Raw genomic sequence first — 18530 nt, forward strand, 5'->3', positions numbered from 1 at the left:
GCAAACTCTCCGCGTTCACTTAGCTCGCGAGAGAGACAATGGCGATCCGCGCGATCCGGTTCAAGTCCATACTGAATAGGTGGCACCCTGCGGCTTGCCTTGTCATGCCCCCGTTTCCTTGCAATCGTATTGCACCGACAACAGAAATCGCAAATCACAACGCGAGCAGAAACGCCATGATCGAGCATACGGTCGATATCGAGACCAAGGACGGCAAGACCACCACTTTCATCACCCATCCCGAGCGCGGCGGACCGTTTCCCGTCGTGATCTTCTACATGGATGCGCCTGGTATCCGCGAGGAACTGCGCGATATGGCGCGCCGGCTCGGCACCTCGGGTTACTACGTGATGCTGCCCAATATGTATTACCGCGCCGACGCGATGGAGCTCGGCCCGATCAACCCCGATCCGGAATCGCCGGAGCGCAAGCGCATGTTCGAGCTGATGCATTCGCTCAACATTCCCCTCGTGATGGAAGACACCAAGGCCCTGCTTGCCTACGCCGAGGCCCAAAAGGCCGCGAACACCAAGATCGTCGGCACCGTCGGCTACTGCATGAGCGGCCGCTATGCGGTGAACGCCGCGGCGCATTTCCCCGATCGCGTCAAGGCCGCGGCCTCGGTCTACGGCACGCATCTGGCGACCGACCAGCCCGACAGCCCGCACCTCGCCACACAGAAGACAAAGGCCGAGCTCTATTTCGCCTGCGCCGAGACCGATATCTACGCGCCGCAGGAGATCATCGAGAAGGTGCAGGCGGGCATGAAGGGATCGAACAACGAGGTCGAGATCTATCCCGGCACGCATCACGGCTTTGCGTTCCCCAAGCGCCCGGTCTATGACCGCGACGCCGCCGAACGCCATTGGGAGCGGCTGCTGGCCCTCTATCGCCGCAACCTCGTGAGCTGAGCTTCAAGACGCACGATGCCGTTCCTGCTGATCGACTTTCCGGTGTTCAACCCCGTCGCGGTCGCGCTCGGCCCCGTCGTGATCCGCTGGTATGCGCTGGCCTATATCTGCGGCATCGTGCTGGGGTGGATCTACGCCCGCTCGCTAATCAAGAAGGAACGGCTGTGGGGCGGCCCGGCGCCGATCACGCTTCCCCAGCTCGACGATTTCATCCTCTGGGTCACGCTCGGCATCATCGTCGGCGGCCGCACCGGCTATGTGCTGTTCTACAATTTGCCGTTCTTCATCGCGCACCCGGGGGAAATCCTCGAGCTGTGGAAGGGCGGCATGTCGTTCCACGGCGGCTTCATGGGCTGTGTCGTCGCGGTGATGTGGTTCGCGCGGAAGAATCACATCTCGATCCTTTCTCTGGGCGACATCACCACCGCGGTCGGGCCGATCGGGCTGTTCCTCGGACGGCTCGCCAATTTCATCAACAGCGAATTATGGGGCCGCCACGCCGACCCGAGCCTGCCCTGGGCCATGATCTTCCCCAATGGCGGGCCGCTGCCGCGCCATCCGAGCCAGCTCTACGAGGCCGGCCTGGAAGGCATTTTGCTGTTCACGGTGCTGGCCATCATGATCCGGATGGGCGCGCTGAAGCGGCCCGGCCTGATCCTCGGCAGTTTCATCACGATCTACGGTTTTGCCCGAATCACCGGCGAGTTTTTCAGAGAGCCCGACCCGCAGCTCGGATTCCTGTGGGGCGGGTTGACTATGGGTATGTTGCTGTCAGTGCCAATGATTATTGTGGGCGCTATCATCATCGTGGCCTCCATTCGCCGCAGGGCGAAGGAGCCGGTGCCCGATACGGTTTAAAAGGACGCCTGTGAGCGAACTTTCCCCGCTGCTGGACGAGATCAGGAAGTTGATCAAATCGTCCGGACCGATGCCGGTCTGGCGCTACATGGAATTGTGCCTGATGCATCCGCAGCACGGCTATTACGTGTCGCGCGATCCGCTGGGGCGCGAGGGCGATTTCACCACCTCGCCCGAAATCAGCCAGATGTTCGGCGAGCTGCTCGGCCTTTGGAGCGCATCGATCTGGAAGGCGATCGGCTCGCCGTCGACGCTGCGGGTGGTCGAACTGGGCCCCGGCCGCGGCACCATGATGTCGGATGCGCTGCGTGCGCTCCGTGTGCTGCCGCCGCTCTATCAGTCGCTGAGCATCCACCTCGTCGAGATCAACCCGGTGCTGCGGGAGAAGCAGCGCGCGACACTGGCCGGCGTGCGCAACATCACCTGGCACGACAGCATCGACGATGTCCCCGAGGGACCCGCGGTCATCCTCGCCAACGAATATTTCGACGTGCTGCCGATCCACCAGATGGTCCGGCGCGAGACCGGCTGGCATGAACGCACAGTCGGTATCGACGCCAATGGCAGGCTTTACTTCGGCGCAACGCCGGAGCCGGTGCCGCGCTTCGAGGTGCTGCTGCCGCCGCTGGTGCGCGCCGCGCCGCTCGGCGCGGTGTTCGAATGGCGGCCCGACACCGAGATCATGAAGCTCGCCACGCGGGTGCGCGACCAGGACGGCGCCGCGCTGATCATCGACTACGGCCATCTGCGCAGCGATGCCGGCGACACCTTCCAGGCGATCGCCCGCCACAGCTTCACCGATCCGCTGAAGAATCCGGGAGAGGCCGACGTCACCGCCCATGTCGATTTCCAGGCGCTGACGCGGGCCGCCGAGGATGTCGGCGCGCGCGTCCACGGACCGGTGACGCAGGGCGAGTTCCTCAAGCGCCTCGGGGTCGAGGCCCGCGCCGCCGGATTGATGGCGAAAGCACCGCCCGAGGTCTCCGCCGACATCGCCGGCGCGCTGAAGCGCCTGACCGACTCCGGCCGCGGCGGCATGGGCTCGATGTTCAAGGCGATCGCGGTCTCCGATCCACACCTCACCTCGATCGCCGGACTGAGCGATCTGTCTGACGAGGCCGAATAGCCATGACGTTGGGATCACCGCTGCTGTCGGCCATTCCGGGCCTGCGCCATGCTTTCTTCTCACGCGAGGGCGGCGTCTCCGAGGGCATCTATGGCGGCCTCAATGGCGGCATCGGCTCCGACGACGATCCAGCCAGGGTTGCTGAGAATCGGCGGCGGATGGCGGAGCAACTCGGCGTGCCGCCCGATCGCTTTCTCAGCGTGCACCAGATCCACTCGCCGGACGTCGTGGTCGCGACCGGCCCGTGGGACGGCCCGGTGCGTCCGAAGGCGGATGCGCTGGTGACGCGAGCCGAGGGCCTGGCGCTCAGTGTCACGGCGGCCGATTGCGGGCCGATCCTGTTCGTCGACCCCCATGCGCGCGTGATCGGCGCGGCGCATGCCGGCTGGAAGGGGGCGCTGACCGGCGTGCTGGAATCGACGATCGCCGCGATGGAGAAGCTCGGCGCCGACCGGACCGGCATCGTCGCCGCGATCGGTCCGCTGATCCGCAAGGGGTCCTACGAAGTCGGCAGCGAATTCGTCGAGCGCTTCATCGAAGCCGATGCCGAGAATTGCATGTTCTTCATGCCCGGCCAGCGTGACGGCCACGCGATGTTCGATCTGCCCGGCTTTATCCGCATGCGGCTAGAGAACGCAGGCGTGCTGATGATCGACGATCTCGGTATCGACACCTATTCCGACGAGCGGTTCTACAGCTATCGCCGTTCCGTGCACCGGAAAGAGGCCGATTACGGCCGGCACGTCCATGCCATCGCGTTGGAAGGCTAAGCCGACCCCCTCGCGGCGCGCGCCGGGCTGAATCCGTTAAGAGCTGTGCCCTCCCTGCCCTAGACGTTAAGGCGTTTTAACGATATCGCAGGACGCAATGAGGGAAGCGTCGAAAAGCCGGTTTCAAACCGGGACAATCGTGCGTGCCGCGGTCGCTGTGACGTGGCTTGCGGTCGGCTGCACGCTCGGCGGCTGCGCCGGCGGCGGTGGCGCGGCCGATTCCTACGCCATGGCGGGGGCCCCGAGCGGCGCGACCGTCGCATTCGAATCGATCGACGGCCCGCCGCCTCATGTATTCGACCGCATGGTCGGCGTGCTCGACAGCGAATCCAAGCTGCGCAGCTTGTCGATCGTGTCGCGCGAAGGCACCGCCGCCTATCGCGTACGCAGCTATTTGTCGGCGCAGGTGGTGCGCGGCCGCACCATGATCGCGTGGGTATGGGACGTTTACGACAGCAATCAGCAGCGCACGCTCCGGCTTTCCGGCGAGGAACCCGCCGGAAAGGCCGGCCGCGACGCCTGGGCCGCCGCCGACGACCTGGTCTTGCGCAGAATCGCCCAGGCCGGCCTCAGCGGCCTGTCCGGCATGATCAATGGCGGCCCGGCGGACGCTCCGGGCCCGGTACCGGGCCTCCGGGGACCAGCGGTGGCGAGCGCCACGGCGCCCGCGGCAGCCGAGACCGCGGCGCTCGGATATTCCGCTAACTAACCCCCGCGATACCCCGGGGAATGGCCATTTTTGGCCGGGAAAACCGGGCTGATGGGTTGCCAGCCAAGCCGCCCGCCTGATATTCCCTCGCCCATCGAAAACCCGCCGGTTCTGTAAGGACTTGAGATGCTGAACGTCGTATCCAGCAAAGCGCGGGGGGAAACATCGATGTCGGCAAAGAACGGATCCATCAAGCTCGTCGCCGGCAACTCCAATCCCGTGCTGGCGCAGGAAATTGCCAAGGGGCTTGGCCTCGAGCTGACCAAGGCCGTGGTCCGGCGCTTCGCCGACATGGAGATTTTCGTCGAGATCCAGGAGAACGTCCGTGGCTCGGACATGTTCATCCTGCAGTCGACGTCGTATCCGGCCAACGACCTTCTGATGGAACTGTTGATCATCACCGACGCGCTGCGCCGCGCCTCCGCGCGCCGCATCACCGCCGTGGTGCCCTATTTCGGCTATGCCAGGCAGGACCGGAAGTCCGGCTCGCGCACGCCGATCTCGGCCAAGCTCGTCGCCAATCTGATCTCGCGCGCCGGCGTCGACCGCGTCATGACGCTCGACCTGCATGCCGGCCAGATCCAGGGCTTCTTCGACATCCCGACCGACAATCTCTACGCCGCGCCGTTGATGGTGCGCGACATCCGCGAACGCTTCGACCTCGCCAAGGTGATGGTGGTGTCGCCGGATGTCGGCGGCGTGGCGCGTGCCCGCGGGCTCGCCAAGCGGATCAACACCCCGCTCGCGATCGTCGACAAGCGCCGCGAGCGCCCCGGTGAATCCGAAGTAATGAACGTGATCGGCGATGTCGCCGGCTACAACTGCATCCTGGTCGACGACATCGTCGATTCCGGCGGCACGCTGGTGAACGCCGCCGAGGCGCTGATCGCCCACGGCGCCAAGGAGGTCTCGGCCTACATCACCCACGGCGTGCTGTCCGGCGGCGCCGCCGCGCGCATCGCCTCGTCGCGGCTGAAGGAACTGGTCATCACCGACTCGATCCAGCCGACGGAAGCGGTCAACAAGGCGCCGAACATCCGCCAGATCTCGGTCGCCAGCCTGATCGCCGAAGCCATCGGCCGCACCGCGGCAGAAGAGTCGGTTTCCAGCCTGTTCGACTGAGAGGCTATACCCGCTGTCGTCCCGGCCTTGAGCCGGGCCACGTAGCGTTGGTTTCGGATTCGATTGTCAGCAGCCCACCCTCGGTGTCGTCGCCCGGCTTGACCGGGCGATCCAGTATTCCTGAGACGTCTGTGCCAGAGCCGATAAGCCGCGGCGTACTGGATCGCCCGCATGCGCGGGCGATGACAGCTTTGGATGTGGCTTGGCGTTCTCGCGACATGAACTGTCCGAGGTTTTCCATTTCGTTCCGCCGCTCTGAAAGCAGAGGGCGCAGGGAAAGCCGGGTGCCGATCGCACCCATGGGTCCCGTGCAACAAAAAGCACGGGAGTAGGACCACAGGTGTAACCGGGAACAACCCGGCTTTCCCTGCGCGATGGTTTTACGGCTTACTTCGTGCTCTCCCCGGCGAGACCAGGCTTTTTTGTCACCGTCTTCGCAAAGACGCTTCCGCGTCTTGCGAGGAGACACCAGCCACTGAGGCGTCAGGACCACACGACTTCACCGTCCGCTATCTGCCACGCTCGTCAGTCGCGACATCGGCGTCCACCGCATCTCACCGCAACGTTCATGACGATCGCGAGCGCCCCTCAATCGGGTGAGACGGGCAGATTCATACACCGAATTCCCATTACGATAAACCGAAATATTTTTCGCACGAGGGATTGACAGGTTTTATTGATTTGCCCGTCGGGTCGCTTTGTCGCAGACTTGGGCAGCTCGCCCGCATGAGCGGCGCGATACGCTTGCTGATTTGCGAACGCCATTTGGCGCAATGCCGTTGCGATCGGCTCGAAGAAATTGCCTTGGCGCTGGAGCGCTTCATCCCTAAAGTCTTGCGCCCGGCGCCTGGTGCTCTGGATGGGACTCAGTCACTGCGGAGTAGAAGCTATGCCCAAACCGGAAAGCTTCCCAATCGACAAAATCTACGTTCCCGTGAAGAGGAAGAAAACTCTCACGCCTGAGCTGGTTCAAGAAATCGCGGCAAGTATTCTGGAAATTGGGCAACAAGCCCCGATTCTCGTCCGGCCCGACGAAGACCGCTTCGTTCTGGTTGAGGGACTGCATCGGTTCGAAGCCTGCAAGGCTCTTGGCGAAGAAACAATCCTCGGGCTCCTGGTCCCCGCTGAGCCTGCTCACCCAAAGGCGCTTCTATCCGACAGCGCTGAAGCGGAAGCAGAGCGCGACAAGATGGCGCGATTGAAGAAGCTGCGTCTCGAAAAGGAGGCCGCCGACACACTTGGCGCTGCCTCAAAGGCAGCTACGGCGATGGACGCAGCGGGGCATCCGCGACAACGCCCGGAGAAGGGTATCCGGAACAATGTTAAGGCAACGCCGAGCCAATCAAATCGTGGGACGGCGGCATCAAGACCCGCGACCCTATCGGCATGGCTCACACAACAAAAACGCGATGGTGGCCGTTATTGATTGCGAACCGGCCGTGTGAATCGTTCCGCTATGAGAAGTGCGTCGTCCGCGACGTTACCTGGATATCGAGCGGTGCTCTCGACTTTTGTGTTGCCGAACAAGAATTAGAGTTAGCGACGCTTAACCATTTCCAGCCTGAGCTAAATCGCTTCGAAGTTTGTTAGAATTTGCTGAGTACCCCTTCCCAGGCATAGGGATCTGGGGAAAGACATGGGTAAGCGAGCTAAACGTGGAAAGACCGAGACGCTCACACTACCGGCGGTCGGAAGAGTTGCCATTGGCACCATTGCCGCTGCCGCATTGGGGTACAGTTTGCTATCGCGCCCAGCGAGCGTTCAGCCGATGCGTGGGCCGTCCGCGCACCAGGTTCCGGCATCGTCAACTCCGGCTCACGCATCAACTCCGGTTCATGTACTAGCGTCAGCTCCGGCTCCAGTCCCGGCCCCGGCGCCCCAGGTCGAAACACCAAAAGCCGCTGACGTTCCCGGAAGACTTGTTCGGCAGGTGGTTGACTACGTCAGCCACCAAACGCCAGGCACCGTCGTCATCGATACCGGAAACACATTCCTTTATCTCGTTCTGAACGACGGACAAGCGATGCGCTACGGCATCGGTGTTGGCCGCGAAGGTTTCACATGGTCCGGTGAACAGACCGTGGCCCATAAAACAGAATGGCCGGATTGGCGTCCGCCTGCAGAGATGCTTTCGCGCCAGCCTTATCTGTCGCGGTTTATGGCAGGCGGTCCCGGCAATCCGCTCGGCGCTCGGGCGATGTATCTGGGCGATACCGAATATAGAATTCACGGCACCAACAAGCCCGATACGATCGGGAAGCGGGTTTCGTCCGGCTGCATCCGGCTGACCAATGAGGACATCGTGGACCTTTATGAGCGGGTGAAAGTCGGAGCGAAAGTGATCGTGCTTCCGGCAACCGCTGCCCATCGACCATCTCAGGGAACACCACCCGACGCCGCCTTGCGATCGCCGGACCCGGCATCGCCGCCGAATCGGCCGTCGGCAACCAATGCGCAGATGCTGTCATCTGGACCGAGGATAGCCGAGGCCCAGTAACTCAATTCCCCTGTCATCGGTCATCCTCAGGGACAACCCGTCACAGAAATTACCGTGTCTCACTTACGGGGTGCAGTCCAGTGCTGGACTGCACCCCGTAATTCACCCGTAATTCACCACAATTCTAGAGGGAGGCCAGCACGAAATGGTAATCCTTCACTGGCACCGTCCTGCCACGGCATCTCGATGAAGACGATGCTGTTATGAGGTGACGTTTTGAGCAGTATATCCAGCGTTAAGCATCCTCCTGCACCAACACACGCCGCTCCAATCAAGTCGCAGGCCCGCGCCCCCGATGGAGACACGCCGGCACAAGAGGCTGCCGAGTCCAGCAGCACGGTACGCGCCGAACAGCAAGGCGGCGGCGCCGCGGCTAAACCAGCCAACGCAGTCAATTTGATCGCATAGATCAATCGCATAGATCAGAAGAGGCCGCCTCGGTTGGCGGCCTCACATTATCCATAGTCAAAAATCCATAGTCATAGGCTCGAGCCGATCAACGCAGTTCTCTGGCATCGTGTGGTTCGGCCCGCCTCGTTGCGCTTCCTCAAAACCCCGGCCGCGGAACGTGGCTCATCAGCGTCCGCGCGTAGCCGCCGTCGACGATGATCTCCTCGCCGTTCACGTAAGAGGACCGGTCGCTCGCCAGGAACAGGATCGCGTCAGCCATATCCTGCGGCGCACCGATCCGGCGCATCGGCACTACCGCCGTGCGCCGCTCGGTCACCCCCGGCGTATCGTAGAATGCTTGGCTCATCGGCGTGACCACGAGCCCGGGACTGACCACATTGCTGCGGATGCCATGCGGTCCCCACTCGGCCGCGAGCTGCTGTGACAGCATCACGACTCCAGCCTTGCTGACGCTGTAGGCGCCGCTCTGTCCCTGCGCGTTGCTGGCGGCAATCGAGGCAATATGAACGAGACTGCCGCGGCCGGCCGCGCGCATCTGCTTGCCGAAGGCCTGCGCGCAGATGAAATAGCCGGTGAGATTGACCGCAAGCACCGCGTTCCATTCGGCGAGCGGGAGCGTATCGAGCCCGCCGGGGCGCAGCACGGCCGCGGTGTTGACGAGGATGCCGCACGGCCCGAGCGCGCGCTCGACCTGTTCGACTGTGGCAGCAATGCCGTCGGCACTCGTGGTGTCGCAGGTTGCGACCAGATGCTCGCCGCCAATCTCACGAAGCCTGGCATTGGTCTCGGCAAGCCCGCGCTCATCACGATCGATCGCGGCGACTTTGGCGCCGGCCTGGGCAAAGCCGATGGCCGTGGCGCGGCCGATGCCGCCGCCTCCGCCGGTGACGACGGCAACGCGGCCTGACAGGCCGAGCCAGTCGGTGGAACCTTCCTTGGTCATGGTCTGATCACTCTTGTCCGGTGAATTGAGACCGAAGAGTTTAGCGGAATGCGCGGGTAGACCAAGGATGTTTTGGCGGCTCAGGCACCGGCTGCCGCCGTGTTACCGACGACCTCACCAAACGACTCGAACACAAGACATAAAGCGAGATGAGTTTTGGTCGAATCTGTCCGCTGCGGTTTCGGTTCACCTCTCCCCGTCGGGGAGAGGTCGGCGCGAAGCGCCGGGTGAGGGCTCTTGCTTTCTCGATAGACCGTGACCCCTCACCCGATTTGCTGCGCAAATCGACCTCTCCCAAGGGAGAGGTGATCCTTCGGCGCCGTTCCAGCTGGACCTTATCTCATCATGCTCTAGCTCCTCGCAACGGGATTGGCGGCCCGCTGACCGCGGCGGCGCTCGACGGTGATTTCAGCGAGGATCGACATCGCGATCTCCTCGGGCGTGATGGCGCCGAGGTCGAGCCCGGCCGGCGCCTTGACGCGATCGATCGCATCAGGCGCAACGCCTGCCGCGACCAGCTTGCCGCGCAGCGCCGCCATCTTGCGCTGGCTGCCGACAAAGGCGTGATAGCCCGCATCGATCGCGAGCGCCTGCTTCAGCGCGGTTTCGTCGCCCTTGCCCTGGGTCGAGACCACGACGAAGCGGCGGGCCCCGTTGAGACCCCCAGGCTCGAAACCGTCGACCACCACATCGGCGTCCGGCCGGGCGATGAGGTCGGAGGCCGGCGCTGCAAGCGTGACGTGATAGCCGAGCTGGCGCGCCTGCGCGGCCAATGACAGCGCGACCGGGCTCGCGCCGAGGATGACCAGCGAAGGATGCGGCAACACCGGCTCCACGAAGATATCCATCGTGCCCTTGCTGGGACACATGTTGGAGGCAAACCGCACGCCGTCCCTGCTCTCGCCGGGCTCGACACCGAGTTCGGCGAGCAGGTTTTCGGGCTGCACCGACACCATGCGCGGTTCGCCATCGGCGAGCGCCTCGCGCGCCGCTTTCAGCACCGCGCCCCTGGCGCAGCCGCCGCCGATCCAGCCCGCGACGATGCTGCCATCGGGCCGGATGATCGCCTTCGCGCCCGCCTTGGCCGCCGTCACCGACACCGTGCGCACCACGGTCGCCAGCACGAAGGCCTGTTCGGCGGCCTTCATCTGCGCGACCAGATCGATGACTTCGACATGCACACCCATCACAGCCTCGCAAGATAAGGTTCGAGCGCGGTCAGGCTCGCAAGCGTGTTGGCCGGCGCGTAGAGATCGACATGCGGCAGCGCCGCCTTGATCCCGCGCGCCTCCGGCGCATAGCCCTGCCATCCCATCATCGGATTGAGCCAGACGATCCGGCGGCAGCGGCGGCCGAGCGCCGCCATCTCGCGGCCGAGCAGCGCAGCGTCGCCGGTCTCGTAGCCATCGGACACGATCATCACGCAGGTGCGCGAATGGATCACGCGCGCGGCGTGCCAGCGATTGAAGGTCTGCAGGCTCTCGCCGATCCGGGTTCCACCACCGGCGCCCTGCGCCATGATCGAGAGCCGGTCGAGCGCGCGTGCCGCGTTCCTTTCCTTCATGGCGTCGGAGACATGGGCAAGGCGGGTGTGGAACAGGAACGCCTCCGCCTCGCGAAACTCGTCCAGCACGCCGTGGATGAAGCGCAGGAACACACCAGTATACATGCTCATCGAGCCGGACGCGTCGAGCAGCACGACCAATCGCAACGGCTTTGGCTTGCGCTGCCGCTTCACCAGGCTGATCGGCACGCCGCCATGGCTGATATTGCCGTGGATCGTGCGGCGCAGATCGAGCCGATAGCCCCGCCGCCGTGCCAGATCGCGCCGCGTCAGCCGCGTGCGCATGGCGCGTGCCAATTGCGCCGCAGCCAGATGCGCCTGCGCGACCTGTTCGGAATTGGCCATGTTGCGGAAATCGACCTCGGCGAGGTTGTCCGCGCGTGAGGCACCTTCCATCTGCCCTTCGCCTGAACGATCATTGCCGGCGCCGTCTACCGAGGGAATCTGATCCATCGCGGCCTCGGCGCCGGCGCGAGGCTCGGCAGGCTGGTTCGGCAGGCTCTTCAGCGAGGGATTGTTGGCGGATTTGGCCGCACCCGATGTCAGCGAGCGCGACCGCAGCCGCTTGCCGAGCCAGAACGCATCAAAGATGCCGTCGAAGTTGTCCCAGTCGGACCTCCGCGCCGAGAACAGATGCTTGAACGCCGATCGTAATAGGCCTGGCCGCGCCGCATAACCGGCCGCCATCAGCGCGGCCGCGTCCTGTCCCTCGGCGAGGCCAACCGCGAAACCACTGTCACGCAAGGTCCGCAGGAACGCCGCGAGCTTGCCCGAGACGAGACGCGAGACCGCGTTGACATCATCGAAATCGGGCGACGATCCGCAGCAGCTCATGCGACCCTCCCGAGCAGACGTTCGCTGACCTCGCGCGTGACCCTCGATTTGTCTTCCTGCGTCTTGAGCAGGCACATCAGCGTCTCGTGCACGGTCTCGGGCGCATCGTGCAGGTCCCTGACGTCGAGCCCGACCAGCGCCGCCGCCCAATCCAGCGTCTCCGCGACGCCGGGCACCTTGCGCAGCTCTTCCTTGCGGATGCCCTCGACCATCCGGGCAATCTGCAGGGCCAGCGAGGCGCCGGTGCCGCCGATGCGCGTCATGATGATGCGTGCCTCGCGCTCGACATCGGGGTAGTCGACATAGTGGTAGAGGCAGCGCCGGCGCAGCGCGTCGGAGAGTTCGCGCGTGCCGTTCGACGTCAGCACCACATGCGGGATCGCAGTCGCCTTGATGGTACCGAGCTCCGGGATCGAGACCTGGAAGTCCGACAATAGCTCCAGCAGGAACGCCTCGAACTCGTCGTCGGCGCGGTCGATCTCGTCGATCAGCAGCACCGGCGGCTTGTCGCGGCGGATCGCCGCCAGCAACGGCCGCTCCAGCAGATACTTCTCCGAGAATATCTGGTCCTCGACCGTATCAGCATCGGCGCCACGATGGGCCTGGATCGACAGCAACTGGCGCTGATAGTTCCACTCATAGAGCGCCGCCGACTGGTCGAGCCCCTCGTAACACTGCAGGCGGATCAATTCGGTGGCGTGCACTGCGGCAAGCGCCTTCGCCACTTCGGTCTTGCCGACGCCCGCTTCGCCTTCCAGCAAAAGTGGGCGCCGCAACAGCTGCATCAGCGAGATCGCGGTCGCAAGCTCGGCATCGGCAATGTAACCGGCATCGCCGAGCGCTCGCGCGATCTCGTCGCGGGTCTTCATGCTGAAGCGAACACGCCGAGGCTCTTCGCCGCCGCCCAGTTGCGCCAAAAATCATGCGGCATCTGGATGTGGGTCGAACCGAGGAACGAGAACGCGTCGTTGACCGCGTTGGAGAAGGCCGGCACGCCGCCGACATTCGGGCTTTCGCCGACGCCCTTGGCGCCGATCGGGTGATGCGGCGACGGCGTGACGGTGAAGTCGGTCTCCCAATGCGGCGTCTCGACCGCGGTCGGCATGAAGAAATCCATGAACGAGCCGGTGACGACGTTTCCCTCGGCGTCATAACGGATCTCCTGCCCCATCGCGATGGCAAACGCTTCGGTGAGGCCGCCATGCACCTGGCCCTCGATGATCATCGGGTTGATGCGGGTGCCGCAATCATCGAGCGCATAGAACCGCTTGACCTTGTAGACGCCGGTGTCGACGTCGATGGTCATCACGCAGATATAGGCGCCGAACGGATAGGTCATGTTCGGCGGATCGTAATAGCTGACCGCCTCCAGCCCCGGCTCCATGCCGGGCGGCACGGAATTATACGCGGCCCAGCAGATGTCCTTCATCGACATCACCTTCTCCGGCAGGCCCTTGACGCGGAAGCCGTCGATATCCCATTCGAGGTCGTCTTCGTGGACCTCCAGCTTGTATGCGGCGATCATCTGCGCCTTGGCCTTGATCTTTCGCGCGGCCATCGCGATCGCAGCACCGGCGACCGGCGTCGAGCGCGAGCCGTAAGTGCCGAGACCATAGGGCGCGGTATCGGTGTTGCCCTCCTCGACCATGATGTTGTCGGCGGGGATTCCGATCTCGGTGGCGATGATCTGCGCCCAGGTGGTCTCGTGGCCCTGGCCCTGGCTCTTGGTGCCCATCCGCGCGATGCCCGCTCCGGTCGGATGCATGCGGATCTCGCAGGAATCGAACATCGCGATGCCGAGGATGTCGCAGTTCTTCGACGGGCCGGCACCGACGATCTCGGTGAAGAAGGAGACGCCGAGACCCATGATCTCGCGGGTCTCGCCGCGCTTGAACGCCGCGCGCATCTGCTCCTGCTCCTTGCGCAGGCCGGCGTAGTCGACCGTTTCCATCATCTTGCGCATCGCGGTGTGGTAGTCGCCGGAATCATATTCCCAGCCGAGCGCCGAGTGATACGGGAACTGCTCGGCCTTGATGAAATTCTTCAGCCGCAGTTCGGCGGGATCCATCCCGAGTTTCTGCGCGAGAATATCCATCCCGCGTTCGATGCAGTACGCGGCCTCGGTGACGCGGAACGAGCAGCGATAGGCGACACCGCCGGGCGCCTTGTTGGTGTAGATGCCGTCCACGGACAGATGCGCCGTCGGGAAGTCGTAGGAGCCGGTGACGATGTTGAAGAAGCCGGCCGGCCATTTCGACGGATCGGCGCAGGCGTCGAAGGCGCCGTGATCGGCCAGCACGTGGACGCGCAGGCCGGTGACCTTGCCTTCCTTGGTCGCCGCTATTTCGGTGGTCATGTGATAGTCGCGCGCGAACGACGTCGCGGTCAGGTTCTCGATGCGGTCCTCGACCCATTTCACCGGCTTGCCGGTGACGATGGAGGCGACCGCCGCGCAGATATAGCCGGGATAGGCGCCGACCTTGTTGCCGAATCCGCCGCCGATGTCGGGCGAGATCACGTGGATCTTCTGTTCGGGAATCTTCGCGATCAGCGCCACCACGGTACGGATCACGTGCGGCGCCTGGAAGGTGCCATAGATCGTCAGCTCGCCCTTGATCTTGTCGAACGAGCAGACGCACTGGCAGGTCTCGAGCGGCGAGGGATGGGTGCGATGATAGGAGATCATCTCCTTGATCGTGACCTCGGCCTTGTTGAACGCGGCATCGGTCAGATCCTTGTCGCCGACGGTCCATTCGAAGATGTGGTTGTGGTGCTTGCGCGGGCCATGGGCGCCGCTGGTCTTGCCGGCGAGGTCTTCGCGCAGGACAGGAGCATCCGCATCCATCGCCTTGAACGGATCGATCAGCGGGGTGAGCTGCTCGTACTCGACCTTGACCTTGTTGATGCCGTCGTCAGCGGCATAGCGGTCAGTCGCGACGACGAAGGCAACCTCCTGGTTCTGGAACAGCACCTTGCCGTCGGCCAGCACCATCTGCACGTCGCCGGCGAGCGTCGGCATCCAGGCAAGGTTGACCGTCTTCAGCGTCTCGGCGGTGATGACCGCGAGCACGCCCGGAACCTTCAGCGCCTCGCTGTCGTCGATCGACTTGACCCGTGCATGGGCGTGCGGCGAGCGGACGAAATCGCCGTGAAGCATGCCGGGCAGCTTGACGTCGTCGACGTAATTGCCCTTGCCTTGCGTGAAGCGGATGTCCTCGACCCGCTTGCGCTTGCAGCCCATGCCCTCGAGGGCGGCGGTGCGTTGTTCCCGCGTGGGAGTGAGGTCATTCATTCTGCGGCCTCCCGGAATTCCACGCCGTTGATCTTGTCTGCGGCGTATTGAATGGCTCTGACGATGTTCTGGTAGCCCGTGCATCGGCAGAAATTGCCGGAGATGCCCATCCGGATTTCGTCTTCCGTCGGCGACGGATTTTCTTTCAACAGCCGCTGCGCGCGCATGATCATGCCGGGCGTGCAGAAGCCGCATTGCAGCCCGTGCATCATGCGGAAGCCTTCCTGCAGCGCCGACAGCGAGCCGTCGGCATTGGCCATGCCCTCGATGGTGATGATGTCGGAGCCGTTGGCCTGCACCGCGAACATGGTGCAGGACTTCACCGACATGCCGTCGATATCGACCGTGCAGGCCCCGCAATGCGTGGTCTCGCAGCCAATATGGGTGCCGGTCATCTGCAAATTCTCGCGGATGAAATGCACCAGAAGCGTGCGCGGTTCGACCAGGCCTTCGACCTCGGCGCCGTTCACTTTCATTGTAATGTGCGTCTTTGCCATGTGATCCCTCCCCTCAGGCCGCTTTGGCGGCAGCGCGCTGCAACGCGCGCATGACCATGATGCCGCCGACATGCTTGCGATACTCGACTGGGCCCCGCGCATCGGCGGCCGGCGCCATGATCGCCTCCGCCGCGGCGGCGGCTTGCTTCAGCGTGGCCGGATCGAGGCTGGTGCCGATCACGATCTTCGCGGCGGCATCGGCCAGCAGCGGGGTTTCCGACAGGTTAGTAAGGCCGATCGCGCAACTCGCGACCTTGCCGTTCGCCGTCGTCAGCACTACAGCGGCCGCGGCGGTGGCGTAGTCGCCGACCTTGCGCTTCAGTTTCTCGTAGGCATAGCCGTGGCCGGCGGCGGGGACCGGCACCGTGATCGAGGTCAGGAGTTCGCCGGCTTCGATCGCGGTGAAGTAGGCGCCCTGGTAGTAATCGGCGGCGGCGACCTCGCGCGCGCCGTTGGGACCGTCGAGATGGTAGGTCGCGCCCAGCGTCATCATCAGCGCCGGCATGTCGTTGCCGGGATCGCCATTGGCAACATTGCCGCCCACCGTGCCGCGGTAGCGCACCTGGGGATCGGCGATCAGTAGCGCAGCTTCGCGCAGGATCGGGATGGATCTGGCGATCTCGTCGGAGGCCAGCAGTTCGTGCTGGGTGGTCATCGCTCCGATCACGATCGCGTTGCCGCCGCGGCGGATGCCCTTCAGGCCTTCGACATCGTGCAGATCGACCAGATGCTCCGGCGTCGCCAGCCGCAGCTTCATCATCGGAATCAGGCTGTGGCCGCCGGCGAGCGGGCGGGCCTCATCACCGAGCGTTGAAAGCAACTTCACCGCGTCGGCCACCGTGGCCGGCCGGTGGTAGCTGAACGGGCCAGGAATCATCGTTTCCTCCATCTCGTCCTGTGAGGTCCTTGACGGAACGCGGACGTTGGGGAGGAAGGCTCTCTCCGTGCCGATTGGCCTGCAATAACAGCGGCACAGGAGCGGGAAATTCGCACCAAGTGCGGTCTGATGCGCACGAAATGCGTCAGCGCTTGCGTCCCAATAGGCAGGAAGTGGGTTCAGGCCGAGCGGCGCGCCAGCCCGAGTCGGGCCTTCACCTCGGCGATCTTGGCCCGGCTGACCGGAACCCGGTGCGGCGACGGACCATCCAGTTCGATGACCGCGCCATCCCCCTCCTTGCGGACCAGGGTGACGTGCGGGATCGCGACGATGTAGCTGCGGTGCACCCGAACGAACAGGCTTGCATCGAGCTGCGCTTCGGCCTCCGAGATCGACCACGGGCACATCCGCTCCCGGGTGCCGTCATGGATCTTGGTGTAATGGGCATCGGCCCTGACACTGCGGACCTCGGCGGCATCGACGAAATGGGTGCCGTCGGCGCCCTCCACCGGCAAGCGCGGCACGGGGGCTGGACGCGGTGGTTGGCCGAGGCCACCCAGCGGCGTCGGCCGCAGCTTTGGGCTGGCCCTGACGGCGCCGGCATCGGCGACCGGGATTTCAAATGTCGTAGCATCCCCCGCGGCCATGGTGGCCTTCTTGCGCGGATCGGGCACCAACGACAGCAGGAAGCCCGCCGCAATCACGAAGCAGAGCAGCGCGACGACCAGCGACAGCATCTGCGACGAAGCGGCCAGCCCGTCCACGTGGTGGTGCGCGCCCGCCGCCGCTGGAACGATCCGCATCCCCGCCATCGCGGTGTAATGCATGCCGGAGACCGCGATGCCGAACGCCACTGCGCTCAGCATCAGCGGCACGCCACCCTGGCGCGCCAGGAACACGCGCAGCCCGCCATAGGCGGCGGCGATCGCGATCGCCACCGAGAGCACCACCATTCCGGGGGCGTGCGTCATTGCGAAGTCGCCGGACAATCCATGCATGCCGACGTAATGCATGCTGGCGATGCCGAGCCCGAGTAGCACGGCCGATGATGCCACGCGCAGCATCGACGGCTCGCCGATGCTGACGAAGAACAGCGAAATGCCGACCACCAGCGCGCAGATCAGGAAGGATATGATCGTCGGCAGCACCAGATAATCGGTGCCCGCGGGCAGCGGCGCTGCCAGCATTCCGACGAAATGCATGGTCCAGATGCCGACCGCGAGAAAGAATGCTGCGCCTGCGAGCAGCAGGCGATGCCCGGCATCCGGCGTGCCGCGGATGCGCGCAGCAAGGCCGAAACCAGTATAACCTCCCAGGATCGCGATCACCACCGAGAGCGCGACGAGATAAGGATCGTGTCCTTCGAACATGATCGTCTCGACCTCCCCGTCATCACGGACAGGTCTCCTCCCGCCGCCGAGTGTACAGGCGCGGCGGCGGGATTGACAATCAGACGATTGCGAGGCCGGCGCTACACAATCCCCGCGGCGACCTGGCCGCGCAGGCGTTCCAGGCTGAGCAGCGTGTTGGCGCAGGCTTCCGCCACCTCGATGCCCTTGATCGTGAAGTGCCGGCGGAAGAAGTCGTGATGCACTTCGGTCTCGTGGAATTGCTGCGGCGTCAGCACCGCGGAGAACACCGGCACCTCGGTGCGCAACTGCACGTCCATCAACGCCTTGATCACCGTGTCGGCGACGAACTCGTGGCGGTAGATGCCACCGTCGACGACGAGGCCGGCCGCGACGATCGCGGTGTAGCGCCGCGTCTTCGCCAGGATCTGCGCATGCAGCGGGATCTCGAACGAACCCGGCACCTCGAACACGTCGACATTGGTGATGTGCCGCGCCTCGATCTCCTTGAGGAACGCGATGCGGCATTCCTCGACCACCTCGCGGTGCCAGGAAGCCTGCACGAAGGCGACACGCTGCGGCCTTGCGAAGCGCGGATGCTCGACCGCCGGCGGAGAGACCGGCGGATCGGAAACGATTTCTGCTTGGAGGGTTTGGGCTTCGAGGGTTTGGGCTTCGAGGGTTTTGGCTTGGGAGGTCTGGACGTCTTGGTCTTGCAACATCTGATTCATGGCTTTCCTCTTTCAGGACCAGAATCAGGGCATACGGAC

The 18530-nt window shown here is 64.2% G+C and carries 17 protein-coding genes; 8 read left to right on the forward strand and 9 right to left on the reverse strand.

Annotated features, from left to right (window positions below; genetic code table 11):
* The first annotated feature begins 176 nt into the window (after positions 1–176).
* From ACP2YO_RS40240 to ACP2YO_RS40275, 8 genes are all read left to right on the forward strand, one after another.
* On the forward strand, positions 177–911 hold the full coding sequence (locus ACP2YO_RS40240) for a dienelactone hydrolase family protein (protein WP_426436732.1): 735 nt from the start codon (positions 177–179) through the stop codon (positions 909–911).
* Between the two features lie 15 nt (positions 912–926).
* On the forward strand, positions 927–1769 hold the full coding sequence (lgt, locus tag ACP2YO_RS40245; RefSeq protein ID WP_426436733.1) for a prolipoprotein diacylglyceryl transferase: 843 nt from the start codon (positions 927–929) through the stop codon (positions 1767–1769).
* A gap of 70 nt (positions 1770–1839) precedes the next feature.
* The gene (locus tag ACP2YO_RS40250; protein ID WP_426443437.1) at positions 1840–2895 is read left to right on the forward strand and encodes a class I SAM-dependent methyltransferase; all 1056 of its coding nucleotides are present in this window, start codon (positions 1840–1842) and stop codon (positions 2893–2895) included.
* Positions 2896–2897: 2 nt separating this feature from the next.
* Positions 2898–3665, forward strand: a complete 768-nt coding sequence (pgeF, locus tag ACP2YO_RS40255; RefSeq protein WP_426436734.1) for a peptidoglycan editing factor PgeF — start codon at positions 2898–2900, stop codon at positions 3663–3665.
* A gap of 97 nt (positions 3666–3762) precedes the next feature.
* Positions 3763–4374 (forward strand): hypothetical protein, encoded by a 612-nt coding sequence (locus ACP2YO_RS40260; protein WP_426436735.1) that lies wholly within the window; start codon positions 3763–3765, stop codon positions 4372–4374.
* 168 nt (positions 4375–4542) lie between these two features.
* Entirely contained in the window at positions 4543–5496 is a 954-nt protein-coding gene (locus tag ACP2YO_RS40265) for a ribose-phosphate pyrophosphokinase (RefSeq protein ID WP_426436736.1), read from the forward strand.
* A gap of 889 nt (positions 5497–6385) precedes the next feature.
* Positions 6386–6922, forward strand: a complete 537-nt coding sequence (locus tag ACP2YO_RS40270; protein ID WP_426436737.1) for a ParB N-terminal domain-containing protein — start codon at positions 6386–6388, stop codon at positions 6920–6922.
* 210 nt (positions 6923–7132) lie between these two features.
* A complete protein-coding gene (locus ACP2YO_RS40275) occupies positions 7133–7993 on the forward strand; it encodes a L,D-transpeptidase (RefSeq protein ID WP_426436738.1) in 861 nt (286 codons plus the stop codon).
* 547 nt (positions 7994–8540) lie between these two features.
* Here the strand turns inward: ACP2YO_RS40275 and ACP2YO_RS40280 are convergent.
* The 9 genes from ACP2YO_RS40280 to ACP2YO_RS40320 all read right to left on the reverse strand — a co-directional run bounded on the left by ACP2YO_RS40280 (position 8541) and on the right by ACP2YO_RS40320 (position 18491).
* The gene (locus ACP2YO_RS40280; protein ID WP_426436739.1) at positions 8541–9347 is read right to left on the reverse strand and encodes an SDR family NAD(P)-dependent oxidoreductase; all 807 of its coding nucleotides are present in this window, start codon (positions 9345–9347) and stop codon (positions 8541–8543) included.
* 350 nt (positions 9348–9697) lie between these two features.
* Positions 9698–10534: an XdhC family protein gene (locus ACP2YO_RS40285; RefSeq protein WP_426436740.1), complete on the reverse strand. Its 837-nt coding sequence runs from the start codon at positions 10532–10534 to the stop codon at positions 9698–9700.
* Positions 10534–11745 (reverse strand): vWA domain-containing protein, encoded by a 1212-nt coding sequence (locus ACP2YO_RS40290; RefSeq protein WP_426436741.1) that lies wholly within the window; start codon positions 11743–11745, stop codon positions 10534–10536. Before ACP2YO_RS40290 ends, ACP2YO_RS40285 begins: the two co-directional genes overlap by 1 nt.
* Positions 11742–12614 carry an AAA family ATPase gene (locus ACP2YO_RS40295; RefSeq protein ID WP_426436742.1) on the reverse strand — a complete coding sequence of 291 codons (873 nt, stop codon included), beginning with the start codon at positions 12612–12614 and terminating at the stop codon, positions 11742–11744. The genes ACP2YO_RS40290 and ACP2YO_RS40295 overlap by 4 nt, the downstream gene beginning before the upstream one ends.
* Positions 12611–15037, reverse strand: a complete 2427-nt coding sequence (locus tag ACP2YO_RS40300) for an aerobic carbon-monoxide dehydrogenase large subunit (protein ID WP_426436743.1) — start codon at positions 15035–15037, stop codon at positions 12611–12613. The genes ACP2YO_RS40295 and ACP2YO_RS40300 overlap by 4 nt, the downstream gene beginning before the upstream one ends.
* Entirely contained in the window at positions 15034–15534 is a 501-nt protein-coding gene (locus ACP2YO_RS40305; RefSeq protein ID WP_426436744.1) for a (2Fe-2S)-binding protein, read from the reverse strand. The genes ACP2YO_RS40300 and ACP2YO_RS40305 overlap by 4 nt, the downstream gene beginning before the upstream one ends.
* A gap of 13 nt (positions 15535–15547) precedes the next feature.
* A complete protein-coding gene (locus ACP2YO_RS40310) occupies positions 15548–16411 on the reverse strand; it encodes an FAD binding domain-containing protein (protein WP_426436745.1) in 864 nt (287 codons plus the stop codon).
* Between the two features lie 179 nt (positions 16412–16590).
* Positions 16591–17781 (reverse strand): MHYT domain-containing protein, encoded by a 1191-nt coding sequence (locus ACP2YO_RS40315; protein WP_426436746.1) that lies wholly within the window; start codon positions 17779–17781, stop codon positions 16591–16593.
* 101 nt (positions 17782–17882) lie between these two features.
* Complete coding sequence (locus tag ACP2YO_RS40320) at positions 17883–18491, reverse strand: 6,7-dimethyl-8-ribityllumazine synthase (RefSeq protein ID WP_426436747.1); 609 nt, start codon at positions 18489–18491, stop codon at positions 17883–17885.
* Positions 18492–18530: the final 39 nt, after the last annotated feature.

The sequence above is a fragment of the Bradyrhizobium genosp. P genome (assembly GCF_049949265.1).
Taxonomy (GTDB): Bacteria; Pseudomonadota; Alphaproteobacteria; order Rhizobiales; family Xanthobacteraceae; genus Bradyrhizobium.